The sequence below is a fragment of the Erwinia rhapontici genome (assembly GCF_012271765.1).
In the GTDB taxonomy this organism is placed as follows: domain Bacteria; phylum Pseudomonadota; class Gammaproteobacteria; order Enterobacterales; family Enterobacteriaceae; genus Erwinia; species Erwinia rhapontici.
Genome location: NZ_VRKO01000013.1, coordinates 518,672 through 541,243 on the forward strand (window position 1 = coordinate 518,672; position 22,572 = coordinate 541,243).

Here is a 22,572-nt window from a genome sequence, read left to right on the forward strand (position 1 = left end):
GGATGGCCGAAGAAAACGAGAAAGAAAAAAGGAGAGCACCCGCTCTCCTTTAATGAATCTGACGTTATAACAGATTACTGACTGGTACCATCGGTTTTGGTATCAGCTTCATTACCGACTTTTTTGTTGATGTCGGGGCATTTGCCATCTTTACATTGGGTATTTTTATTCACTTCATCCGCACTCATGCCTTTATGGTGCTTCATATCTTTGTGCGTACCCGTACCGTCAGTGTTAATTTTACTGTTATCAACGTTATTTGGGGCAATTTTTTCATTAGAACCTGGGGCCACTGCACCGGCATCTGCGGCTGCATTCGCTGAACCGTTATTATCGGCAGCCATTGCCGCACCGCTGCCCAGGGTCATTGCTGCTGTCAGAAATACGATTGCAAACTTATTCATCATTATGCTCCGTTAATTATTGAATGTTGCCTGACTCATTAACTCGATTCGATGAGTTACGCGATTTCATTATCTTCAGAATAAAATCCTGTAAAAAGGTCAGGGTGAAATCGTAAGTGGTACAAATGCGTTTAATGCAAGAGTTAACGAGTAAAAGTGTAGTTCACGACAGGGATAAATCAAATCTGAGTGTGGGTTAACCAATGTAATGCGATTTACAGGGCTGGGGAGTCGCGATAGATTGGAGGCGATGCGCCTGGTGTGCAGTACGGCAATGAAATAACATGGAAATATTATGAATTATCAGAACGATGACTTAAGAATCAAAGAGATAAAAGAACTTTTACCTCCGGTTGCGTTATTTGAAAAATTCCCTGCCACGGACAAAGCGGCCAGCACCGTTTCCCAGGCCCGTCAGGCCATTCATCATATTCTGAAAAAACAGGATGACCGTCTGTTAGTGGTGATTGGTCCCTGCTCGATTCACGATACGGCGGCGGCCAAAGAGTACGCCTCCCGCCTGCTATTGCTGCGTGAAGAGCTGAAAGACTCGCTGGAAGTCGTGATGCGCGTCTACTTTGAAAAACCGCGCACCACGGTGGGCTGGAAAGGGCTGATCAACGATCCCCATATGGATGGCAGCTTCCAGATCAACGATGGCCTGCGCATCGCACGTCAGCTGCTGCTGGAGATCAACGACAGCGGCCTGCCAGCGGCGGGGGAATTCCTCGATATGATCACCCCGCAGTATGTCGCCGACCTGATGAGCTGGGGCGCCATTGGCGCACGTACTACCGAGTCTCAGGTGCACCGTGAACTCTCGTCCGGCCTTTCCTGCCCGGTAGGATTCAAAAATGGTACTGACGGCACCATCAAGGTCGCCATTGACGCCATCGGCGCAGCCAGCGCCCCTCACTGCTTCCTTTCGGTGACCAAATACGGGCATTCGGCGATTGTTGAGACCGCCGGTAACGAAGACTGCCATATTATCCTGCGTGGCGGCAAAGAGCCTAATTACAGTGCTCACCACGTCAGCGCCGTAAAATCCGGCCTGGAAAAAGCCGGTCTGGATCCACAGATAATGATCGACTTCAGCCATGCCAACAGCAGCAAGCAGTTTAAAAAGCAGCTGGAGGTGTCAACGGATGTGGCACAGCAGATCGCGGGCGGCGATCGCGCAATCATTGGTGTGATGATCGAAAGCCATCTGGTTGAAGGAAATCAGAGCCTGGAGAGCGGTGAGCCGCTGGTCTATGGCAAAAGTGTCACCGATGCCTGTATTGGCTGGGAAGATACTGAAACCGTGCTGCGTCAACTGGCGGATGCGGTGAAAACACGTCGCGGTTAATCCGTTAACGTACATAAAAAAACCCGCCGTCTGGCGGGTTTTTTATATCAGCGAATCCTCTATTGCTAAAGGATTACTTCGCTTTACCCTGGTTAGCAACGGCAGCGGCTTTCGCAGCAATCTCGTCAGCATCACCCAGGTAGTAATGTTTAATAGGTTTGAAGTTTTCATCGAACTCATACACCAATGGCACGCCAGTTGGGATATTCAGTTCCAGGATCTCTTCTTCGCTCATGTTGTCCAGGTATTTCACCAGCGCACGCAGGGAGTTACCGTGGGCGGCGATAATCACTTTCTCACCGCTTTTCATGCGTGGCAGAATAGATTCATTCCAGTAAGGCAGCACGCGATCGATGGTCAGCGCCAGGCTCTCGGTGGTTGGCAGCTGTTCAGCGGTCAGTGATGCATAACGTGGGTCGTGGCCAGGGAAACGCTCATCCGCACGATCCAGTTCTGGTGGGGTCACGGCAAAACCACGACGCCATTGCTTAACCTGCTCATCACCGTACTTGTTCGCGGTTTCAGCTTTATCCAGACCCTGCAGCGCACCATAGTGACGCTCGTTCAGGCGCCAGGATTTCTCCACTGGCAGCCACACCTGATCCACTTCATCCAGGATGTTCCACAGCGTGTGGATGGCACGTTTCAGCACAGAAGTGTAAGCGAAATCGAAGGTGAAGCCTTCTTTCTTCAGCAGCTGACCAGCAGCTTTCGCTTCGGTGCGGCCTTTGTCTGACAGATCAACGTCATACCAACCGGTGAAACGGTTTTCATTGTTCCACTGGCTTTCGCCGTGACGTACCAGAACCAGCTTAGTTACAGCCATAGCTTAACTCCTTAATAACTTTACGTTTCTATGATAATGGTGACCGGTAAACTGCCGGAGACGACAACGCGGCAATTTTAATGTGCATTACCATAGCTGAATTCTGCGCAGCGCGTAAGTCCGTAACGCTCGCGATGCGCGATTTTCATGCGCTTTATCAAACCGCAGTCAGTTGATAACGCGTTATCGACTGATACGATTCACCTGGTTGCAGCCAGCAGTTGGGCTGTGGCCACTCAGGGTGGTTAGGCGAGTCGGGTAGGAACTCGCTCTCCAGCGCAATACCCTGGAAAGCAGTATAGACGCCCTGTTCGCGCGCCGGAGTACCTTCCAGATAATTCCCGCTATAAAGCTGTAATGCCGGGGCACTGGTAAAGACGTTAAGTTGCAGTTTGCCATCGGCAGACCACAACGTGGCAGCGGGCTGTGCCGCGCTGTTATTTAACAAATAGGCGTGATCGTAGCCTTTTACCGCGCGCTGATCGGCATCACTGAGGAAATCCTGTGCAACCGATTTTGCCTGGCGGAAATCAAAACTGGTCCCTGCCACGGCTTTCAGTGGGGCATTGGGGATCCCTTCGCTATCCACCGGCAGATAATGATCGGCATTCAGGTACAGGCGATGCTGACGTGCATCACCGTGTTCCGCATCCAGATTGAAATAGGCATGATTCGTCAGGTTAACCGGGCAGGCTTTATCCACGGTAGCGTCATACTGAATCGACAGCGTGTTGTCATCATCCAGATGGTAGCGCAGCGATACCAGTAGCGTGCCTGGGAATCCCTGATCGCCATCGGGAGAGTCCAGGCGATATTCCACTTCGCTGTCGCTTTGACAGACAATCTGCCAGCGACGGTTGTGGAAGCCCTCCGGGCCTCCGTGCAACTGATGCGCACCCTGATTGGCAGTGAGTGCGATGCGCTGGCCGTCATGCTGCAACTGTGCGTGGGCAATGCGGTTGGCATAGCGGCCTACGGTCGCACCTAAGTAAGCGCTCTGTGCCAGATAGTCTGACGGCGTGGCGCAGCCGAGCAGCGCCTCACGAACGTGACCATCGCCCATCGGGAACCGGGCAGAGAGCCAGGTGGCACCCCAGTCCATAAATGTCGCGACCATCCCATTGCGATTGCGCAGGGTAGTGATGCGCCACGGTTGCCCATCGGGCGCGTGAGAATTTGGGGTTAGCATTCGCCGGCTCCTGCTGAGGCTTTGCAGACGTAGAAGGTCTCTTTAATGCCAGATTTTACTTCGTACTGTTCTGCTACGGCGGCTTTGACCTCGTCCACCAGATCGAACGGCATCAGCGCTACGATGCAACCCCCGAAACCACCGCCGGTCATGCGCACGCCGCCGCGATCGCCGAGCGTGGCTTTGACAATCTCAACCAACTGGTCGATCGGCGGTACGGTGATTTCGAAGTCATCACGCATTGAGGCGTGCGACTCGGCCATCAGCACGCCCATGCGGGCCAGATCGCCGCGCGCCAGGACATCGGCGGCTTCAAGGGTACGAGCGTTTTCCGTCAGAACATGACGAACACGTTTGGCCACCAGCGGATCAAGCTGATCCTGCTGCGCGGTAAACTGGCTCAGTTCCACATCACGCAGTGAGGTTTCGCCGAAGAATTGTGCTCCGGCTTCACACTGCTGGCGGCGCGTATTGTATTCACTGCCTACCAGGCTGCGGCGGAAGTTGGAGTTGATAATGACCACCGCGATATCGGATGGCATCGGCACCGGGCGCGTGCCCAGCGTGCGGCAATCGAGCAGCATGGCGTGATCTTTCTCACCCAATGCCGAGATCAGTTGATCCATAATGCCGCAGTTACAGCCGACAAACTGATTCTCAGCTTCCTGTCCGTTTACCGCAATGGCGGCACCGTCCAGAGGCAGTTCATACAGATGCTGGAACACGGTACCGACGGCCACTTCCAGCGAGGCTGAGGAACTTAATCCGGCACCCTGTGGCACATTGCCGCTGATCACCATATCGGCACCGGCAAAATCGGGTGCACGCTTCAGCAGGTGTTTTACCACGCCGCGTACATAGTTAGACCACATCTGATCCGGGTGGCTGACGATCGCTTCATCCAGCGAGAAAATGTCCTGCTGATTGTCATAGTCGGCGGCAATCACCCGCACCTGACGGTCGCTGCGTTTTGCACAGGCGATAACAGTCTGGTAGTCAATGGCACAGGGCAGCACAAAACCGTCGTTGTAGTCGGTATGCTCACCGATCAGGTTGACGCGGCCCGGTGCCTGAAGGGTATGGGTTGGCGCGTAGCCGAACACGGTACTGAAAATCTGTTGGGTAGCGGTCTGTAAGCTCATGATTATTCCGCCTCACGGAAATGAATATCGCTGACGGCGCGCAGACGTTCTGCTGCCTGCTCGGCCGTTAAGTCACGTTGGGTTTCAGCCAGCATTTCATAGCCGACCATAAATTTACGCACCGAGGCTGAACGCAGCAGCGGTGGATAGAAATGTGCATGTAGCTGCCAGTGGTCATTGGCATCGTCATTAAACGGCGCGCCATGCCAGCCCATGGAATAGGGGAAAGAGCACTGGAACAGATTGTCATAGCGACTGGTGAGCTTTTTCAGCGCCAGCGCCAGATCGCTGCGTTGTGCCTCGCTCAAGTCGGGCAGGCGCTTCACGTGGGCTTTCGGCAGCAGCAGTGTTTCAAACGGCCATGCCGCCCACCACGGCACCACGGCCAGCCAGTGCTCCGTTTCCACTACGGTACGACTGCCATCGTTCAGCTCGCGAGCCGTGTAATCAACCAGCATCGGGGAGGCATGTTTCGCAAGATACGCGCGTTGCAGATCGTCTTCACGCTTCGCTTCATTCGGCAGAAAACTGTTGGCCCAGATCTGGCCATGCGGATGCGGGTTAGAGCAGCCCATTGCGGCGCCTTTGTTCTCGAACACCTGTACCCAGGGATAGTGCTGGCCCAGATCCGCCGTTTGTTCCTGCCAGGTTTTTACGACATCGACCAGGCCTGCCAGCGTCAGTTCGGGCAGCGTTTTGCTGTGGTCCGGAGAGAAGCAGATCACCCGGCTGGTGCCGCGTGCGCTCTCGCAACGCATCAGGATGTCGTCGCTCTCTGGCGCATCCGGGGTGTCGGTCATCAACGCAGCGAAGTCGTTAGTGAAAACGTACGTGCTGGTGTAATCGGGATTTTTATCCCCGGTCACACGGGTATTTCCCGGGCAAAGGAAGCAATCGGGATCGTGTGCAGGCAGTTTTTCCTGCGACGGTGTTTCCTGTGCACCCTGCCATGGTCGTTTGGCACGGTGAGGGGAAACCAGAATCCACTGATCGGACAGCGGGTTATAACGTCGATGAGGGTGATCGACCGGATTAAATTTCTGCATGTTGTGTCCTGATAACCGGGTTTATGCATTTCTGAACTGCAAAGAAAAATAGCACAATCTACGCGCTGAAAGCGTGATCGAGTTTGTATAAATGGAATCGTTTACACAAGCTGAAAAATCCGAAGTATCAATAAAAATAGTGCGGGCTTGGAGAGTTATCAGGCAGGGTGGGGTGAATAATGGTAGCGGTTACATCAAAAAAGCAACGGTCAGGTTGCCACGAACTGCAGGGGTCGATCGTTTTTTCCGATCGACCCGAAAGGTCAGAGTGACAACGCGTCCTGCGTGTAACGATATCCCTCGCCATCAGCGACAAAGCTCAGACGATGAGTAATGCACTGCGGAGCATCCTCCGCATGGTGCGAGACAAACAGCAGTTGGGTACGGCCTTCTCCAATCAGCACATCAACGAAGCGGCGCACCAGCAGGCGATTTATCGGGTCCAGGCCTTGCAGAGGTTCATCGAGGATGAGCAGCGCCGGATGTTTCACCAGCGCCCGGGCGATCAATACCAGCCGTTGCTGACCCCAGGAGAGATCGTGGAAAGGGGAATCCGCCACGGCTCCGCTCATGCCCAGCAGCGCCAGCCACTGTTTTGCCAGCGCCTGCTGACGGTCGGACACCGCCTGATAAATCCCGATGGAGTCAAAGTAGCCGGAAATCACCACATTGCGCACGCTGCTGCTGACACGATAGTCGAGATGCAGACTGCTGCTGACATAACCAATATGCTGTTTGATATCCCAGATAGTTTCCCCGCTGCCACGGCGGCGGCCAAACAGCGTCAGATCGTTGCTGTAGCCCTGCGGGTGATCGCCTGTCACCAGGCTGAGCAGTGTCGATTTTCCGGCACCGTTAGGGCCGGTGATCTGCCAGTGCTGGCCACGTTCCACCTGCCAGCTGAGAGAATGCAGGATGGGACGGTCGTTGTAAGACACCACGCCATCGCGCAGCGTAATCAGCGGTGCGTCCTCCGCCAGTAATGGGATCGCGCTGGCATCATCGGCTTCCGGCAGTGTCATGCCCGCCAGCTGTTCACTGTGCGCCAGCTGCGCCACCAGCGCTTCCGCCAGGATCGCCTGCCGTTCACCGGTGTGGGTCAGGGTGCATTCAGCCAGCACGCCCACCCGATCGATGAAATCAGGAATATCATCAAAACGGTTAAGCACCAGCACCACCGTTAATCCCTGCTGTTGCAGGTTGCCGAGGACATCGGCAAGGTTGGCGCGTGACGCCACATCTAAACCGTCAAACGGCTCATCGAGGATCAGCAGATCGGGCTGCGCCATCAATGCCTGACAGAGCAGCGTTTTGCGGGTTTCCCCGGTCGAGAGATACTTAAAACGGCGTGTCAGCAGGTGCTCAATACCAAACTGAGCAGCCAGTTGCTGGCAGCGAACGTTATCGCGTACCGCTTCCTGAATAATTTCACTGGCAGTGAGGCCGGTATCGTCTTCATCAGCACTCAGCAAATCGGTGTTATTACGCTGCCATTCATCGGCTACCAGTTTTTGTAACTGCTCCAGCGATAAACGGGTGGGGCGTTGAAACTGGCTGGTCACGCTGCCTTTCGAGGGCGGCAGTTCACCTGAGAGGGCGCGGGCCAGTGAGGACTTACCGCTACCGTTAGCGCCGACAAACGCCCAGCTTTCACCGGCCGTCAGGGTCAGGTCGTTGAGGTTAAGTACCCGGGTATCGTTCAGACGGAAGATACCCTGGCGAATCTGCAATACTGGCATTCTCGTTTCCCTTTTCGATTCACAGTAACGTCGCGATGATGACGCGGTCGGCATTAAAACTGGCGGTCACAGTGGCGCCCGGTTCGATTTTTTGCTGCACAATATGCAGATTATCCACGGTCGCGCACAGGATTTCACCGCCTCCCACGGCAATCAACACCTCGCTGTGGGTTTCCCCCTGCTCAATCTGACTCACGGTTCCGGCCAGCTGATTATCCGCCTGGGTGGGAGCGCGAGTCACCTCAATCCACGGCGCTTTAATCAGCACCAGCACCTCTTTGCCGTGGGTCAGTTGCAGACGATTGGCACTTACTTCCGTCAGGGCGACCTGGATTTGTGTCTGCCCGTCGGCCAGTTGCACTCTTATATGCTGCTGCACCGGACGCTCATCGCGGGCGATAAGCGTGCCGAAAAGCTGATTGCGTGCGCTGGTTTGCAGTGAAAAGCGCGCAATGGCACCTAACAGACTGCCTGGCAGTGCGTCATCCTGCAAGACATCAAACGCTTTTTGCTGAATCTGCTCCAGCAGGGCATACAGTTGCAGCAGGCGCTCGCCGTAGGCGGTGACCACGGCACCGCCGCCGCCTTTTCCTCCGGTGGCGCGATCCACCAGCGTCCGGTCGGCCAGCTGATTCATTTCGTTAATCGCATCCCAGGCACTTTTATAGCTGATGCCCGCAAGTTTGGCACCCTGGCTGATCGAGCCACTCTCTTTCACCTGGCGCAGCAGTTCAATACGGCGTGGGTCGGCAAACAGTCGTTGTTGCAGTTTCAGGATCAGGGAAATATCGGCCTGCATAGGAACTCCGGAAGGGGGCAAGATAAAGGGTCTGGGTTGATTCTATCAGTGCGCGGCAAATAAATTGCGCACGAAGGCACAAAAGGTCAGTGCTTTCTTAACCATGCCCGCTACAATGCTTCTTTTGTCCCGTAAGATGAGGTTTCCATGCTGGAGTTACTGAAAGGCCTTGCCGTTGCCATTATCATGGTGCCAATCGTCATGGCGATTATCCTCGGTCTGATTTGGGGTCTGGGCGAAGTATTCAACGTTATTTCCAAAATTGGTCACCGCAAAGACCAGCCAGCGAAAAAAAACCAGATTACCCAGTAAATCTCTCCTGTTTCTGATCGGCGCCCGGCTCTGCCGGGCGTTGTCGTTTCTGCCCCACTAAACTTCTCGCCTCAGATGCCGATAATTACGGTTACAGATCCCAGTGCATCGTTATATTATTCAGTACATAACGAACCCACTGGAGAGAAAACATGTCTGTAAAATGGAATCACTGGCTGGCCGCCGCCGTCAGTCTGAGCGTTGGTGGCCATGCCATCGCGGCAGAAAACGTGACTGTATTTGCGGCAGCTTCACTGACCAATGCGCTGCAGGATATTGCCAGCGAGTATGAGAAGGGCAAGGACGTGAAAATCGTCTCTTCGTTTGCCTCCTCATCAACGCTGGCTCGCCAGATTGAGCAGGGTGCGCCGGCCGATCTGTTTATCTCTGCCGATCAGCAGTGGATGGACTATGCCAGCGAGAAGAAAACGATCGATAATGGCAGTCGTGTGACCCTGTTGGGTAACGACCTGGTGCTGGTGGCCCCAACGGCCAGTCAGCCACAGCCGGTGAACATCAGTAAAACAACCGACTGGAAAAGCCTGCTAAAAGGTCAGCGTCTGGCCGTCGGGGACCCGGACCATGTTCCTGCGGGAATTTATGCCAAAGAAGCGTTGCAGAACCTGGGCGCATGGGAGCAACTTTCCCCGCTAATGGCGCGCAGTAACAGCGTGCGTGCGGCGCTGGCGCTGGTGGAGCGTAATGAAACCCCTTACGGAATTGTTTACGGCTCTGACGCCATAGCCAGTAAGAAAGTCACCGTGGTCGGCATCTTCCCGAAAGAGAGCCATAAACCGGTTGAGTATCCGTTGGCGATCGTCACCGACCATAACAATGCCCGTGTGAAGGCGTTTTATGACTATCTGAAAGGGCCGGAAGCGGCGGTTGTGTTCAAAAAGTACGGGTTCGCGCCATTATAATTGCAGGTTAAAAAGATAAATTAACCAAAATATTTTAAGCTGCAGCAAGGCGGCAAGTGAGTGAATCCCCAGGAGCTGACTAAAGTCTGTGACTGGGGTGAGGGAGTGCAGCCAACACTGCTGCAGGTTAAAAGATAAAGGTTAAAACGATGTTTTTAAGCGATCCTGAATGGCAGGCCGTAGCGCTGAGTCTTAAAGTTTCTCTGGTCGCAGTCGCCTGTAGTCTGCCTTTTGGGATCCTGATGGCATGGCTACTGGTGCGCCGTCAGTTCCCCGGAAAAACCCTGCTCGACAGCATTATCCATCTACCGCTGGTGCTGCCACCGGTGGTGGTGGGCTATTTGCTGCTGCTGGGATTCGGGCGTCGCGGCTTTATTGGCGAGTATCTTTATGACTGGTTCGGCTTCAGTTTTGCCTTTAGCTGGCGCGGTGCCGCACTGGCCTCAGCGGTGATTGCTTTTCCGCTGATGGTGCGCGCTATCCGTCTGGCGCTGGAGGCCGTGGATACCAAACTCGAACAGGCAGCACGTACCCTCGGGGCCGGGCGCTGGCGGGTCTTTTTCACCATTACCCTGCCGCTCACGCTGCCGGGTATTATTGCCGGTACGGTGCTGGGTTTTGCCCGATCGCTGGGCGAGTTTGGCGCCACCATTACGTTTGTTTCCAATATTCCGGGCGAAACCCGTACGCTGCCTTCTGCCATGTATACCCTGATTGAAACGCCGGGGGCCGAAGGGGCGACAGCGCGCCTGTGCGTGATCGCCATCCTGCTGGCGCTGGTTTCCCTGCTCCTTTCCGAATGGCTGACCCGTTGGGGTCGTAAGCGTTTAGGGCTCTGATGCTGATCCTCGATTTTACTCAACAGCAGGGCGACCACACCCTGACGGTAAAGGCCAGTCTGCCTGCCAGCGGTGTCACGGCCATTTTTGGCGTATCCGGTGCGGGAAAAACCTCACTAATCAATGCCATTGGCGGGCTAACCGTACCGCAGCAGGGCAGCATTACGCTGAACGATCGGGTGCTGAGTGATACGGCCACCGGCATCTGGTTACCGCCGGAGCAGCGGCGTATTGGTTATGTCTTTCAGGATGCCCGCCTGTTCCCGCACTACCGGGTGCGCGGTAATCTGGAATACGGCATGGTAAAAAGCATGCGCCCGCAGTTCGATGCACTGGTCAAACTGCTGGGGCTTGAATCCCTGCTCGATCGTTTTCCGTGGTCATTATCCGGTGGTGAGAAACAGCGCGTTGCCATTGGCCGGGCGCTGCTGACCGCCCCGGACATGTTGCTGATGGATGAACCACTGGCGTCCCTCGACTTACCGCGTAAGCGCGAACTGCTGGCCTGGCTGCAAACGCTGGCGCGCCAGGTTTCTACGCCAATCCTCTATGTCAGCCACAGCCTGGATGAACTGCTGCATCTGGCCGATAACGTCATGGTGCTCGATCAGGGGAAGGTAAAAGCGTTTGGTGCACTGGAGAGAGTCTGGGCCAGCAGCGCCATGCGTCCGTGGCTGCCAAGAAGTGATCAGAGCAGCATTCTTCGCGTGCAGGTGCTGGAACAGCATCCGCATTATCAGATGACGGCGCTGTCGCTTGGCGATCAGCATATCTGGGTGAATCGGGTGGATTCCCCGGCGGGCACGCCGTTACGTATCCGTATTCAGGCCGCCGATGTATCGCTGGTGCTCAAGCCACCGGTGAACAGCAGCATCCGCAACGTCATCCCGGCGCAGGTGGCTGAACTGCTGGAGATTGATAACCAGGTGGAAGTGAAGCTGCTGGTGGGGCAAAGCGAGCTATGGGCGCGTATCACGCCCTGGGCTCGCGATGAACTGATGATAAAACCGAATATGTGGTTGTTTGCTCAAATCAAAAGCGTGTCGATCACCACCTGATTACAGCACTTCCTGATAGAGAGTGTCGGCAATCCCGGTTTCCAGATTGGTGCCAATCACGCGTTTTGCCCGCGCTTTAATGGCTTCGTCGGCGTTGCCCATGGCCACGCCTAACCCCACGGTTTCCAGCATACTGAGGTCGTTATAGTTATCGCCAAAAGCGATCACGTCACTCATCTGGTAACCGTTGGCGGCCACCCATTGCGCCAGTCGTTTACCCTTGCTGTTGCCCGCTTTGGCGATATCCACCTGATCATGCCATGACCATTCACAGGCCAGGCCCATCTCGGCTTCGACCTTTTCAGCGAACTGTTGCAGCGCTGTGGTGTCTGCATGAGACAGGGCAAATTTCCAGATCGACTGCGCATTTCTTGCCGCATCTGCCAGGCTATTGACCTGCAAGAATGTCGGACGCTGGGCTTCAGGCAGTGACAGCCCCCAGTTAATGGTGCGCGTCACATGGCCGGTTTCTGTCTGGTACAGCATCGCATCATCGACGTAAAGCAGACCGTGGATCCCCGCGGTGTCGAGCATCTCAATCACGCGCAGCGCCTGTTCTTTGGGCAACGGGTCACTTTGCAAGACTGTTTTTGCCTGATAATCATACAAATAAGTGCCATTACAGCAGATTGCAGGTGTATCCAGCGCCAGTGCCTGATAAAAAGGATGGATGGCCACATGATGGCGACCCGTCACGATCAGGATTTTTATGCCGGCCTGTTGCGCTTTTTTGAGCGCTTCCAGTGATTCTGGCAGTATGGTTTTGGAAGGGGTTAACAGCGTGCCGTCCAGATCGAGGGCGATGATGCGATAGCTCATAACAGTTCCCGTGGCTCAAAAGAAGTCAATAAGTGTACACCTTGTGACGCCAGCCACAAAACTGGCGGCACAGAGAGAAAGCATCATCCGAAGATGAAGAGAAAAGCCACTTACCGATTTCCCGTTCAGAACAAGGAGCATTCATGAAACAAGTTGTTTATACCGCCAGCCCTGAGAGCCATCAGATCCACGCCTGGCAGCTGAATGATGACGGCGCACTGACGTTGTTGCAGGTGGTTGATGCCCCAGGCCAGGTGCAGCCGATGGTGGTTAGCCCGGACAAAAAGTTTCTCTATGTCGGCGTGCGCCCGGATTTCCGCGTGGTTGCCTATCGTATTGATGCCGAAGGTAAACTGAAAGAAGCGGGCCATGCACCGCTCACAGGCAGCCCGACGCATATTTCTACCGACCGCCAGGGGCGCTTCATTTTCGTCGGCTCTTATAACGATGCCTTCGTCAGCGTCAGCCCGATTGGCGCTGATGGCCTGCCGGATGCACCAACGCAGATTGTAAACGGTCTGGAAGGTTGCCATTCGGCCAATATCGATCTGACCAATCAGACGCTGTTTGTTCCGGCACTGAAGCAGGACCGTATCGCTTTGTTCAACCTGTCTGACAGCGGCGAACTGACGCCGCGAGCGCAGTCTGAGTTGAACACCACCAAAGGGGCCGGTCCGCGCCATATGGTGTTCCACCCTAACCAGCGTTACGCCTACTGCGTGAATGAACTGGACAGCACGGTTGACGTCTGGGATATCAGTAAAGATGAAGTGGAGAAAGTACAGAGCCTGGATATGATGCCGGAAGGTTTCAGCGATACCCGCTGGGCGGCCGATATTCATATCACGCCGGATGGCCGTCATCTGTACAGTTGCGACCGTACCGCCAGCATTATTACCGCGTTCAGCATCAGCACCGAGGGCGCAACCCTGACCGTTGAAGGCCATCAGCCTACGGAAACGCAGCCACGTGGTTTCAACATCGACCATAGCGGCCAGTACCTGGTGGCAGCAGGGCAGAAGTCGCACCATATCGAAGTGTATAAAATCACAGCCGACCGTGGCCTGTTACAACCGCTGGCACGCTATGCGGTAGGGCAGGGACCAATGTGGGTGGTGGTTCACCAGCTGGATTAATCGCGTTAATTTTTCAGTCAGTAAATATCAAGGGTCGGCCATATTCTGGCTGGCCTTTTTTATTGGTCTGAGAGAGATAACATGAAGCATTATTAAAGATGATTGATTACCGCTTAGCGTAACGGACTCAGATAATAATGAAGAGGGTTGAGTCAAAATAACCATAACGAAAAGTAGCATATTTTTTTCCAATCGTATTTTTACCATTTCTCAATAATTATGATCTATGCTGCACTTTTGGTTTTTATCCTCATATTAATTAGGATGTACTGACTGCGACCGATAAATTACGTTGTCGGCAACTGAATGACACTTTCTCTGATGCCGCATGAGAACTGACAGGAAGTCAGCGTCAGGATGACTATTTTTAAAAACAAGGAATGTTTTCAATGTCCGCATTATCTTTTCCCTGTAACATTTTTACCACCCAGCAACGTATGGATGACTTCGGCGCCAATGACATGTGCTGCGGTGATTTAAGCGCGGAACAGCTGAAAAGAGATTTTGGCCTTGCAATTGTCTCTGACAGGGTTGATCCCTGGACGCTGGCACGAAAAAAGCACCAGCAAGTGCCCACTTATCCTGCATCCTCATCCGCCTGGAAGGCGGAGTCGATTAGCAAACAGGAGTGCATCAATATCCTGTTTGATGAGTTCCGTGAGTGCGCAAAATTATTCTCTTTTTACGGTCCCTATCGGGATAACATCATTGAGATGATCACCCATATGCAGCATAAGAAAGGGATGGATTTTAGTAGCATGAGATTAGATTCGGCATTGAGAGAGCAGATACTGACTGACCGCTCAGAAAGGAATAGCTCTCGATTTTTATTAAAGGAAGCTTTAACGGAAAATATTGACTGGGAAAGTGGCTACTATCCCTCACACGGAAGAAATGTACTTACAGATGCGATAGGTAAAGGTAGACTTCCAAAATTCGATCGCATTCAGGATCGGTTTAACGGTATGGGAATTAGCGTGCATGATACCTGGGCCACCCAGATCAGTATTAAGTCGCTAAGAATAGACGGCAATCGTTTTCGCGCTGTTGTGCATTATAAAATTCAGGACCATTTTGGCTTGGATAACCAGGATGTCCTGGATTGGAAGTTCAGGCAGTTTCGCTTGTTCCGTATCTGGTTTGTCCTTCAACGCTATAGCAAGTTTGCCTTTAAACCGTTTATGACCAATATGGAAGCCACCATTGAGATTACAGGTGAGCGTAATGTTAAATAATTCTAAAAAAAGAAAGTTTATGGTTTTGATAATCATGATTATTGGTGGTTACATATTATGGTTATGGTGTCGTCCAGTAAGAATTATTGCCGTTCATCAGAGTGGTAGTTATAGCATCGTATTAGTAAAAAATTATCCGTTTACTGATGCAGGGAAAATGGAATGGTGGTTAAAAAATAAAGAAATGGTAAAGGAGACGTATAATATACCCAAACTAGATAAGCAGGGGCGGTATCATGTAATACTGTGGGATTTTGATGACGGTTATAAGGAGTTGGATAAATACGATCGTCTTTGTTTTGAGGATATGAAACCACCAGTAAACTGCGTAGACAAAAACTCGCTCATGATAATCAGTCGCGATAAATATAATGTCACCAAGTTCATCGGTGATGATGGAGTTTACATCCTTCAGGACAATGGCCTCATCGTAAAAAGAAAATCGGATTAAAATAATGTTTTTAAAGTTGATTAAAAAAGAGTGCTTATCCTACTGATGCGATAGATAGCGGAATACTGCCAAAATTTGATCGCATTAAGGATAGGTTCAACGGGATGGGAATTAGCGTGCATGATACCTGGGCCACCCAGATTACTATCAAATCCCTGAAGGTGGAAAATAATCGTTTTCGCGCTGTCGTATACTATAAAATCCAGGATCATTTTGGGCTGGATAATCTGGATATACAGAACTGGAAATTCAGGCAATTTAACCTGTTCCGTATCTGGTTTGTCCTTCAACGTTACAGTAAGTTTGCTTTTAAACCGTTTATGACGATTATGGAAGCTACCATTGAGATTACTGGTGAACGTCGTGTTAAATAGTTCTAAAAAAAGAAAGTTCATGATGCTGTTGGTCATAATCGTTGGTGGGTATTTATTATGGTTGTGGTATCGTCCAATGAAAGTCATAAACGTTCATCAGAGAGGTAGTTATAGTGTTGTCTTGGTCAAGGACTATCCTTTCTCTGATAGGGAAAAAATGAAATGGTGGTTAAAAAATAAAGAGATGCTAAAGGTGAAGTATAATACTCCTAAACCCGATGAGGATGGGCGATATCGTGTGATACTGTGGGATTTTGATGAGGGTTATAAAGAAGAGGGTAAATATGATCGTCTGTGCTTTGATGATATGAAACCACCTATCAACTGCGTTGATAAGAATGCGATGATGATCATCCAACACAGTAAAGACAACATAACTCAAATCACCGTGGGTAACGAGTATTATATTCTTCAGGATAATGGTCAGTTCGTAAAAAGAAAACGGAATTGATGATGAGTTTCGGGAGTGATAGTAGACAGTAAGTTTGCTTTTAAACCGTTTATGACGAATATGGAAGCTACCATTGAGATTACAGGTGAGCGTAATGTTAAATAGCAAACAAAAAATAAAGGCCATAATGCTGGTGATCATGGCTATTGTTGGATATTTATTATGGTTATGGTCTCGGCCAGTGAAAATTATTGCCATTCATCAGAGCGGTAGTTACAGTGATGTTTTAGTTAAAGACTATCCTCTTACTGATACGGGAAAAATGGACTGGTGGTTGAAAAATAAAGAGGTATTAAAAGAGAAGTATAATATCCCTAAACCTGATGAGGATGGCGGATATCATGTTGTATTCTGGGATTTCGATAAAGGGTATAAAGAAGAGGGTAAGTATGACCGATTATGTTTTGAAGATATGCACCCACCGAAAAACTGTATTGATAAAAACAAACTGATTACGGTTGGTCGAAATAAATACAATGTAACAGATTTTACCGTAAGTGGCGGGGTTTACTTCCTTCAGGATAATGGACTCATCGTAAAAAGAAAGCGCCAGGAGTAATCATATTGGCCAGGAGCATTGATTCTGCGGGTGATCATCTGGCAGGTCCGCTTACTCTTCATTAACTCTCTTTAAACTGCCTGTTAAGCCAGTCGGAAAACATCGTCATTGCCTCACTTTCTGGCTGGGACTGTAACCGTGTCAGCCAATAGCTTCCAAGGTGGATTTCAGCGTCAAAAGGGCGAACAATTTTCTCCGTTTGTAGCAGGTGATGAAAAATCTTAACTGGTGCCAGCGCAATGCCCGCTCCCAACAAGGCAGCCTCGATCATCGTCAGCGAAGAGTCGAAAATCATCACCGGATGTGAGGGAGAAGGTGGGAGTTCGTTAAGACTGTGCAACCAGTGGCTCCACTCGTCACGACGAAATGACCGCAACAGCGTAAATTTATGCACGTCCGCCGGTTGCTGTAACTGACGGGCTATCGTGGGATGACAGAGCGGTGAAAACGGGGCATCACAAATTAACGTCGCCTCGGTGCCGTGCCAGGCACCGCTGCCGAAGCGGATGGTGTAATCGTGACCTTCGGCTGCGGGGTCAACCCGATTATTGTGTGTGGACAGTTGCAGCTCAATATGCGGATGACGGTGGTTGAAATCCTCCAGGCGCGGCAACAGCAAACCAGTAGCAAAGGAGCCAACCACCCCCACTTTTAATTTTTCGCGCATCTTACCCGCAGAGAAACGGTCCAGCGTATTGGCAATACGATCAAAAGATTCGTTTAAGACCGGTAACAAATTCTCGCCTTCCGTGGTCAGCATCAGACCGCGAGCAACACGGATAAATAACGAGCAACCCAACTGCTGCTCAAGCGACTTTACCTGCTGGCTCACGGCCGCATGCGTTACATTCAGTTCAACTGCTGCATTAGTAAAACTTAGATGGCGCGCAGCTGCTTCAAATGCTCTTAGCGCATTGAGAGGGATGTAAGGACGGGTCACGGATTTACCTGTAAGATTTTCTTTTATCAGGTGTAAAAATTAACAGTTTGTTGCTGATTGTCAAACCCGTCAAACTGACTGCTGTTCAAGAATATGGAAGGTTAGAAACAGTGAAATTACGTTCTCAGGCTGTGATGGTGGCTGTACTGGCATCGGCATACTCATTGGGTGCCGTGGCGGCTCCTGATGTGGAAACAACGGTCAGCCAGGCGATTAAACCCCTTATCGATCAGCAAAACATTCCGGGTATGGCAGTGGCGGTCCTGGTAAAAGGCAAACCTTACTATTTTACCTGGGGTATGGCAGATAAAGAGCAGCATCTCCCGGTGACTCAGGACACCCTTTTTGAACTGGGTTCGGTGAGTAAAACGTTCACCGGTGTGCTGGGTGGCGTGGCGGTGGCAAAAGGTGAGATCGCGCTGAACGATCGTGCCAGTCAATACTGGCCGGCACTTAATCTTCCTCAGTGGCGCAATATTACGCTACTGCAACTGGCAACGTATACGGCAGGTGGCTTGCCCCTCCAGGTTCCGGATGCCGTTACGGATGAAGACAGGCTGAAAAACTTCTATCAACAGTGGCAACCTCAGTGGGCTCCGGGAGAGACGCGGCAGTATGCGAATAGCAGTATCGGACTTTTTGGTATGCTCGCGGTCAAGCCAACGGGACTCTCCTTTGAACAGGCGATGCAGCAGCGTGTATTGACGCCGCTAAAACTCACACACACATTTATTACCGTACCAGAAGCCAGCGAAAATGCTTATGCGTGGGGTTATCGCGATGGGAAACCCGTCCGCGTATCGCCTGGCATGCTGGATGCAGAATCCTACGGTGTGAAGTCGTCCATAAAAGATATGTTGCGCTGGATGCAGGCCAATATGAATCCTGAACAGGTTGGGGATAAGACATTGCAGCAGGGGTTGGCACTTGCCCAGACGCGTTATTATCGCACTGATGCGTTATATCAGGGACTTGGCTGGGAGATGCTTGACTGGCCAGAACAGTCAACACTGGCCATCAGAGGCGCTGATAGTCCGATGGCTCTGGGGCCCCAGCAGGTGCGGGATGCGCAATCGCATCCACGGGTGAAGGCATCATGGGTACACAAAACGGGCGCTACAGGGGGCTTTGGAGCCTATGTTGCCTTTATCCCGCAAAAACAGATCGGTATTGTCATGCTGGCGAATAAAAACTATCCCAATACCTTGCGGGTAAAAGTCGCCATGCAAATAGTCAAAGCTTTAGAGTAATAGTGAGGCGGGGGCATTGTGCCGGAAGGGAAACGCCCCCGCCTCTTTCAACATTAGATTTTAACGTGAATTAGGCATACATCGCCGTTATGGATGCACTGCCCAGTGAATGGAAGTGCACGTTAAAGCCTACCAACGCACCGCTGGCGTTCTCATCCACTTCCAGCACTTCAACGTCAATGGCATGAACGGTGAAGATATAGCGGTGGGATTCACCTTTAGGCGGGGCCGCGCCGCCGTAGCCCGCGCTGCCGAAGTCCGTGCGCGTCTGCACTGAACCCGTTGGCAAATCGACTTTGCCGGAACCGGCACCTTCGGGAAGTTCACGCGTGTCGGCGGGCAGGTTAGCTACCACCCAGTGCCACCAGCCAGAACCGGTAGGGGCATCAGGATCGTAACAGGTGACCACAAAACTTTTTGTCCCTGCGGGAACATCGTCCCAGGCCAGATGTGGCGACAGATTATCACCCTGGTAACCCATGGCGTTCAGCACCTGGCGTTCCGGCAACTTGTCTCCGTCGTTAAAATTCTGGCTGCTTAATTTCATGTCATCCCCCATTTATTGGTGTAGTAGCTTCAGCAGCTCTTCTGCCGCCGCTGCGGAAGAGGCCGGATTTTGTCCGGTGACCAGGTGGCCATCGGTCAGCACATAAACACCCCAGTTATCAGTGTGTTCAAACTGACCGCCAAGCTTCTTCAGCTCGTCCTCGACCAGAAAAGGTACCACATTCGTCAGGCCAACGGCGGCTTCTTCGCTGTTGGTAAACCCGGTCACCCGTTTCCCGGCAACGATGGGCGTGCCATCGGGTTTTTTGGTATGACGCAGTACGCCCGGCGCATGACAGACGGTGCCCACCGGTTTGCCATGAGCAAACAGCGTTTCGATCAGCTGAATACTGTCGGCATTCTCGGCCAGATCCCACAGCGGGCCGTGCCCGCCAGGATAGAACACCGCATCAAACTGGCTGGCATCGATAGCATCCAGACGTTGCGTATGGGCCAGCGCCTGCTGTGCCTCCACGTCACTGCGGAAACGTTCGGTGTCGCGGGTTTGTGCATCCGGCTCGTCGCTGACCGGATCGAGCGGGGGTTGTCCGCCCAGCGGAGAAGCCAGCTCTACGGTGATCCCGGCATCACGGAAAACATAATAAGGCGCAACAAACTCTTCCAGCCAGAAACCGGTTTTATGGCCGGTATCGCCCAGTTTATCGTGCGAGGTTAATACCATTAATAACTTCATGAGGGTTTATCTCCTGCCACACGCACCACCAACTTGCCGAAGTTTTTCCCTTCCAGCATACCGATAAACGCCTCCGGCGCATTATCCAGCCCGTCGATAATATCTTCACGGAATACCAGGCGCTCTTCAGCCACCCACTGGCTCATCTGGCGGAAGAACTCATCAAAGCGGTGGCCATAATCCTGAGTAATGATAAAGCCCTCAACGCGCAGGCGTTTTTTCAGGATGGCGCTTTGCAGCAGCGGCAGGCGGTCCGACCCGGCGTGCTGCCCGGTGCTGTTATAGTCGGCAATCAGGCCACAGACCGGAATGCGTCCTTTGGTGTTCATCAGCGGGAGCACGGCATTAAACACCTTGCCACCAACGCTTTCGAAATAGACGTCAATGCCATCGGCGCAATGACGGCTCAGCTGTTCGGCCAGGTTTTCATCACGGTGATCGAGGCAGCGATCAAAGCCCAGCACGTCTTCGGCGTAGCGGCATTTCTCCGCACCGCCTGCAATGCCCACCACATGGCAGCCTTTCAGTTTGGCAATCTGGCCAACGAGGGAGCCAACGGCACCTGTCGCGGCGGCGACCACCACGGTTTCTCCCGCCTGGGGATTACCGATATCCAGCAGTCCCATATAGGCGGTAAAGCCCGGCATCCCGAGCATTCCCAGCGCCCAGGATGGATGCTTCAGCACCGGGCCGCTGAGTTTCACCAGCTCTTCTCCGCTGGAGATCGCGAAATCCTGCCAGCCGCTGTAACTCAGCACCCAGTCCCCGGCGGCAAAATCTGCGTGCTCAGAGCGCTCAACAATCGATACGGTTCCGCCACACATCACCTCATTAAGGGCGACGGGTGGCACATAGGAAGGGGCATCGCTCATGCGTCCACGCATATAAGGGTCGAGCGACAGCCAGACAGTGCGCAACAGCACCTGTCCGGCAGCGGGTTCAGGAACGTGCTGTGCCTCGAGGCGGAAATTCGCCGTAGTCGGTGCGCCGTGCGGACGAGAGGCCAGCAGCAGCCGACGGTTGGTCTGTTTATCTTGTGGCATGTTATCTCCTGTTTGCGGCAGCAGGCCGCGCAAAACCTGATAAAAGCGTAGCGCATCACGCTGACGGCTGCCTGGAGACTGCCTCCATTGTTAACAATTAAACAGGGCAGGATGTGCTATAGCGGCACTGACGGCGTCCGTAAGCTGTGTCAGCGCCTGTGAAGTGATCACGTAAGGCGGCATCAGATAAATCAATCGCCCAAACGGGCGGATCCACACACCCTGTTCAACAAAGAACTGCTGCATCGCCGCCATATTGACGCTTCTGTGCGTCTCCACCACGCCAATCGCCCCCAGCACCCGCACATCGGCCACTTCCGGCTGTGTGCTCAAGGGCAACAGTGCTGTGCGTAGCTGTCGCTCAATGTTTGCCACCTGCGCCTGCCAGTGGTTCTCCTGCAATATTGCCAGGCTCTCTGATGCCACGGCGCAGGCCAGCGGATTGCCCATAAATGTTGGACCGTGCATAAAGCAACCGGCGGCGCCGTTGCTGATGGTGTCTGCCACCTGGCGTGTCGTCAGGGCTGCTGAGAGCGTCATGGTGCCGCCGGTCAGCGCTTTCCCCACGCAGAGAATGTCCGGGCTGATGGCCGCATGTTCACAGGCGAACAACTTGCCGGTACGGCCAAATCCGGTCGCGATCTCATCGGCGATCAGCAACAGCTGATAGCGGTCACACAGCTCACGCACCCGTTGCAGATAGCGCGGATGATAAAAGCGCATGCCGCCTGCACCCTGCACGATAGGTTCGAGGATCACCGCCGCCAGCTGGCGATGATGCTCAACAATCAACGATTCCAGCTCATTGGCATCTTGTGCCTGCCACGGTTGATCGAAACGCGGCGGCGCGGGTGCAAAAAGATGCTCCGGCAGATAGCCCTGATACAGGCTGTGCATGGAGTTTTGCGGGTCGCACACCGACATCGCCGCAAAGGTATCGCCATGATAGCCGTTACGCAGGGTGAGGAAACGCTGGCGTTTTTCGCCCTTCGCCTGCCAGTACTGCAACGCCATTTTCATCGACACTTCAACGGCGACGGACCCCGAGTCTGCCAGGAATACGCACGTCAGATTCTGTGGCGTCATCGCCACCAGACGACGACACAGCGCAACCGCCGCCGGATGCGTGACGCCGCCGAACATCACATGGGACATCTGCGCCATCTGCGTCTGTAACGCCTGGTTAAGGCGCGGATGGTTGTAGCCGTGGATCGCCGCCCACCACGAGGACATGCCGTCCACCAGCTGGCGGCCATCCGCCAGTTCCAGCGAGGTGCCAGCGGCAGCGACCACCGGGTAGCAGGGAAGCGGCTGGCTCATGGAGGTGTAAGGGTGCCAGATATGCTCACGGTCAAAGGCGAGATCGTCAGGGGTCATAAAATCACTTGTAAACCAAAAATAAAAAATTTAGTTTACAAGTATAACCAGGCCGTGAAGACAAATGACAGACTT

At 52.9% G+C, this 22,572-nt stretch carries 24 protein-coding genes and 1 pseudogene; 12 read left to right on the forward strand and 13 right to left on the reverse strand.

The window, feature by feature from the left end; genetic code table 11:
• Positions 1 to 74 precede the first annotated feature (74 nt).
• Positions 75 to 407, reverse strand: a complete 333-nt coding sequence (locus tag FVB43_RS13585) for a YbgS-like family protein (protein WP_133841210.1) — start codon at positions 405 to 407, stop codon at positions 75 to 77.
• A gap of 292 nt (positions 408 to 699) precedes the next feature.
• On the opposite strand from FVB43_RS13585, the gene aroG reads away from it, so the two are divergent.
• Positions 700 to 1,752: a 3-deoxy-7-phosphoheptulonate synthase AroG gene (aroG, locus tag FVB43_RS13590; protein WP_133841209.1), complete on the forward strand. Its 1,053-nt coding sequence runs from the start codon at positions 700 to 702 to the stop codon at positions 1,750 to 1,752.
• Positions 1,753 to 1,825: 73 nt separating this feature from the next.
• Here aroG and gpmA read toward each other — a convergent pair whose 3' ends face one another.
• The 6 genes from gpmA to modE form a co-directional block, all read right to left on the reverse strand.
• A complete protein-coding gene (gpmA, locus tag FVB43_RS13595) occupies positions 1,826 to 2,578 on the reverse strand; it encodes a 2,3-diphosphoglycerate-dependent phosphoglycerate mutase (protein WP_012441996.1) in 753 nt (250 codons plus the stop codon).
• A 157-nt stretch (positions 2,579 to 2,735) separates the two neighbouring features.
• On the reverse strand, positions 2,736 to 3,767 hold the full coding sequence (galM, locus tag FVB43_RS13600; protein WP_167864140.1) for a galactose-1-epimerase: 1,032 nt from the start codon (positions 3,765 to 3,767) through the stop codon (positions 2,736 to 2,738).
• Positions 3,761 to 4,909 (reverse strand): galactokinase, encoded by a 1,149-nt coding sequence (galK, locus tag FVB43_RS13605; RefSeq protein ID WP_133841207.1) that lies wholly within the window; start codon positions 4,907 to 4,909, stop codon positions 3,761 to 3,763. Before galK ends, galM begins: the two co-directional genes overlap by 7 nt.
• Before the next feature lie 2 nt (positions 4,910 to 4,911).
• Positions 4,912 to 5,955, reverse strand: a complete 1,044-nt coding sequence (galT, locus tag FVB43_RS13610) for a galactose-1-phosphate uridylyltransferase (RefSeq protein ID WP_133841206.1) — start codon at positions 5,953 to 5,955, stop codon at positions 4,912 to 4,914.
• A 263-nt stretch (positions 5,956 to 6,218) separates the two neighbouring features.
• Complete coding sequence (modF, locus tag FVB43_RS13615) at positions 6,219 to 7,694, reverse strand: molybdate ABC transporter ATP-binding protein ModF (protein ID WP_133841205.1); 1,476 nt, start codon at positions 7,692 to 7,694, stop codon at positions 6,219 to 6,221.
• 19 nt (positions 7,695 to 7,713) lie between these two features.
• Positions 7,714 to 8,493: a molybdenum-dependent transcriptional regulator gene (gene modE, locus FVB43_RS13620; protein WP_133841204.1), complete on the reverse strand. Its 780-nt coding sequence runs from the start codon at positions 8,491 to 8,493 to the stop codon at positions 7,714 to 7,716.
• Positions 8,494 to 8,640: 147 nt separating this feature from the next.
• Here modE and FVB43_RS13625 point away from each other — a divergent pair, with 147 nt between their 5' ends.
• The 4 genes from FVB43_RS13625 (at position 8,641) to modC (ending at position 11,622) form a co-directional block, all read left to right on the forward strand.
• On the forward strand, positions 8,641 to 8,805 hold the full coding sequence (locus tag FVB43_RS13625) for an AcrZ family multidrug efflux pump-associated protein (RefSeq protein ID WP_133841203.1): 165 nt from the start codon (positions 8,641 to 8,643) through the stop codon (positions 8,803 to 8,805).
• 152 nt (positions 8,806 to 8,957) lie between these two features.
• Positions 8,958 to 9,725 (forward strand): molybdate ABC transporter substrate-binding protein, encoded by a 768-nt coding sequence (modA, locus tag FVB43_RS13630; protein ID WP_167864141.1) that lies wholly within the window; start codon positions 8,958 to 8,960, stop codon positions 9,723 to 9,725.
• 149 nt (positions 9,726 to 9,874) lie between these two features.
• Positions 9,875 to 10,564: a molybdate ABC transporter permease subunit gene (modB, locus tag FVB43_RS13635; protein WP_133841201.1), complete on the forward strand. Its 690-nt coding sequence runs from the start codon at positions 9,875 to 9,877 to the stop codon at positions 10,562 to 10,564.
• Positions 10,564 to 11,622 (forward strand): molybdenum ABC transporter ATP-binding protein ModC, encoded by a 1,059-nt coding sequence (gene modC / locus FVB43_RS13640; RefSeq protein ID WP_133841200.1) that lies wholly within the window; start codon positions 10,564 to 10,566, stop codon positions 11,620 to 11,622. Before modB ends, modC begins: the two co-directional genes overlap by 1 nt.
• Here modC and FVB43_RS13645 read toward each other — a convergent pair whose 3' ends face one another.
• Complete coding sequence (locus tag FVB43_RS13645; protein ID WP_133841199.1) at positions 11,623 to 12,441, reverse strand: pyridoxal phosphatase; 819 nt, start codon at positions 12,439 to 12,441, stop codon at positions 11,623 to 11,625.
• A 143-nt stretch (positions 12,442 to 12,584) separates the two neighbouring features.
• On the opposite strand from FVB43_RS13645, the gene pgl reads away from it, so the two are divergent.
• The 6 genes and pseudogenes from pgl (at position 12,585) to FVB43_RS13680 (ending at position 16,647) form a co-directional block, all read left to right on the forward strand.
• Complete coding sequence (gene pgl, locus FVB43_RS13650) at positions 12,585 to 13,577, forward strand: 6-phosphogluconolactonase (protein ID WP_167864142.1); 993 nt, start codon at positions 12,585 to 12,587, stop codon at positions 13,575 to 13,577.
• Between the two features lie 389 nt (positions 13,578 to 13,966).
• Positions 13,967 to 14,812, forward strand: coding sequence for a YPO3983 family protein (locus FVB43_RS13655; RefSeq protein ID WP_167864143.1), 846 nt, complete (start codon positions 13,967 to 13,969; stop codon positions 14,810 to 14,812).
• A complete protein-coding gene (locus FVB43_RS13660) occupies positions 14,802 to 15,263 on the forward strand; it encodes a DUF943 family protein (RefSeq protein ID WP_167864144.1) in 462 nt (153 codons plus the stop codon). Before FVB43_RS13655 ends, FVB43_RS13660 begins: the two co-directional genes overlap by 11 nt.
• 47 nt (positions 15,264 to 15,310) lie before the next feature.
• Positions 15,311 to 15,637, forward strand: a pseudogene (locus FVB43_RS13665) (YPO3983 family protein); the annotation flags it as partial.
• Entirely contained in the window at positions 15,627 to 16,088 is a 462-nt protein-coding gene (locus FVB43_RS13670) for a DUF943 family protein (protein WP_337707499.1), read from the forward strand. The pseudogene FVB43_RS13665 and the gene FVB43_RS13670, both read left to right, overlap by 11 nt.
• 94 nt (positions 16,089 to 16,182) lie before the next feature.
• On the forward strand, positions 16,183 to 16,647 hold the full coding sequence (locus FVB43_RS13680; protein ID WP_133841190.1) for a DUF943 family protein: 465 nt from the start codon (positions 16,183 to 16,185) through the stop codon (positions 16,645 to 16,647).
• 61 nt (positions 16,648 to 16,708) lie between these two features.
• Here the strand turns inward: FVB43_RS13680 and ampR are convergent, their stop codons facing one another.
• A complete protein-coding gene (ampR, locus tag FVB43_RS13685) occupies positions 16,709 to 17,587 on the reverse strand; it encodes a LysR family transcriptional regulator AmpR (RefSeq protein ID WP_133841189.1) in 879 nt (292 codons plus the stop codon).
• Positions 17,588 to 17,721: 134 nt separating this feature from the next.
• Here ampR and ampC point away from each other — a divergent pair, with 134 nt between their 5' ends.
• The gene (ampC, locus tag FVB43_RS13690) at positions 17,722 to 18,837 is read left to right on the forward strand and encodes a class C beta-lactamase (RefSeq protein ID WP_159338125.1); all 1,116 of its coding nucleotides are present in this window, start codon (positions 17,722 to 17,724) and stop codon (positions 18,835 to 18,837) included.
• 70 nt (positions 18,838 to 18,907) lie between these two features.
• Here ampC and FVB43_RS13695 read toward each other — a convergent pair whose 3' ends face one another.
• From FVB43_RS13695 to bioA, 4 genes are all read right to left on the reverse strand, one after another.
• Positions 18,908 to 19,384, reverse strand: a complete 477-nt coding sequence (locus FVB43_RS13695) for a kinase inhibitor (RefSeq protein WP_159338062.1) — start codon at positions 19,382 to 19,384, stop codon at positions 18,908 to 18,910.
• Positions 19,385 to 19,396: 12 nt separating this feature from the next.
• On the reverse strand, positions 19,397 to 20,077 hold the full coding sequence (locus FVB43_RS13700; RefSeq protein ID WP_133841187.1) for a type 1 glutamine amidotransferase domain-containing protein: 681 nt from the start codon (positions 20,075 to 20,077) through the stop codon (positions 19,397 to 19,399).
• Positions 20,074 to 21,120 carry an NADP-dependent oxidoreductase gene (locus tag FVB43_RS13705; protein ID WP_167864145.1) on the reverse strand — a complete coding sequence of 349 codons (1,047 nt, stop codon included), beginning with the start codon at positions 21,118 to 21,120 and terminating at the stop codon, positions 20,074 to 20,076. Before FVB43_RS13705 ends, FVB43_RS13700 begins: the two co-directional genes overlap by 4 nt.
• Before the next feature lie 90 nt (positions 21,121 to 21,210).
• Complete coding sequence (gene bioA / locus FVB43_RS13710; protein ID WP_133841185.1) at positions 21,211 to 22,497, reverse strand: adenosylmethionine--8-amino-7-oxononanoate transaminase; 1,287 nt, start codon at positions 22,495 to 22,497, stop codon at positions 21,211 to 21,213.
• Between the last annotated feature and the right edge of the window lie 75 nt (positions 22,498 to 22,572).

Bases quoted from the DNA above. Each gene is read 5' to 3' on its own strand.
- FVB43_RS13585 (WP_133841210.1), bottom strand. From the start codon at position 407: ATGATGAATAAGTTTGCAATCGTATTTCTGACAGCAGCAATGACCCTG.
- aroG (WP_133841209.1), top strand. From the start codon at position 700: ATGAATTATCAGAACGATGACTTAAGAATCAAAGAGATAAAAGAACTT.
- gpmA (WP_012441996.1), bottom strand. From the start codon at position 2,578: ATGGCTGTAACTAAGCTGGTTCTGGTACGTCACGGCGAAAGCCAGTGG.
- galM (WP_167864140.1), bottom strand. From the start codon at position 3,767: ATGCTAACCCCAAATTCTCACGCGCCCGATGGGCAACCGTGGCGCATC.
- galK (WP_133841207.1), bottom strand. From the start codon at position 4,909: ATGAGCTTACAGACCGCTACCCAACAGATTTTCAGTACCGTGTTCGGC.
- galT (WP_133841206.1), bottom strand. From the start codon at position 5,955: ATGCAGAAATTTAATCCGGTCGATCACCCTCATCGACGTTATAACCCG.
- modF (WP_133841205.1), bottom strand. From the start codon at position 7,694: ATGCCAGTATTGCAGATTCGCCAGGGTATCTTCCGTCTGAACGATACC.
- modE (WP_133841204.1), bottom strand. From the start codon at position 8,493: ATGCAGGCCGATATTTCCCTGATCCTGAAACTGCAACAACGACTGTTT.
- FVB43_RS13625 (WP_133841203.1), top strand. From the start codon at position 8,641: ATGCTGGAGTTACTGAAAGGCCTTGCCGTTGCCATTATCATGGTGCCA.
- modA (WP_167864141.1), top strand. From the start codon at position 8,958: ATGTCTGTAAAATGGAATCACTGGCTGGCCGCCGCCGTCAGTCTGAGC.
- modB (WP_133841201.1), top strand. From the start codon at position 9,875: ATGTTTTTAAGCGATCCTGAATGGCAGGCCGTAGCGCTGAGTCTTAAA.
- modC (WP_133841200.1), top strand. From the start codon at position 10,564: ATGCTGATCCTCGATTTTACTCAACAGCAGGGCGACCACACCCTGACG.
- FVB43_RS13645 (WP_133841199.1), bottom strand. From the start codon at position 12,441: ATGAGCTATCGCATCATCGCCCTCGATCTGGACGGCACGCTGTTAACC.
- pgl (WP_167864142.1), top strand. From the start codon at position 12,585: ATGAAACAAGTTGTTTATACCGCCAGCCCTGAGAGCCATCAGATCCAC.
- FVB43_RS13655 (WP_167864143.1), top strand. From the start codon at position 13,967: ATGTCCGCATTATCTTTTCCCTGTAACATTTTTACCACCCAGCAACGT.
- FVB43_RS13660 (WP_167864144.1), top strand. From the start codon at position 14,802: ATGTTAAATAATTCTAAAAAAAGAAAGTTTATGGTTTTGATAATCATG.
- FVB43_RS13680 (WP_133841190.1), top strand. From the start codon at position 16,183: ATGTTAAATAGCAAACAAAAAATAAAGGCCATAATGCTGGTGATCATG.
- ampC (WP_159338125.1), top strand. From the start codon at position 17,722: ATGGTGGCTGTACTGGCATCGGCATACTCATTGGGTGCCGTGGCGGCT.
- FVB43_RS13695 (WP_159338062.1), bottom strand. From the start codon at position 19,384: ATGAAATTAAGCAGCCAGAATTTTAACGACGGAGACAAGTTGCCGGAA.
- FVB43_RS13700 (WP_133841187.1), bottom strand. From the start codon at position 20,077: ATGAAGTTATTAATGGTATTAACCTCGCACGATAAACTGGGCGATACC.
- FVB43_RS13705 (WP_167864145.1), bottom strand. From the start codon at position 21,120: ATGCCACAAGATAAACAGACCAACCGTCGGCTGCTGCTGGCCTCTCGT.
- bioA (WP_133841185.1), bottom strand. From the start codon at position 22,497: ATGACCCCTGACGATCTCGCCTTTGACCGTGAGCATATCTGGCACCCT.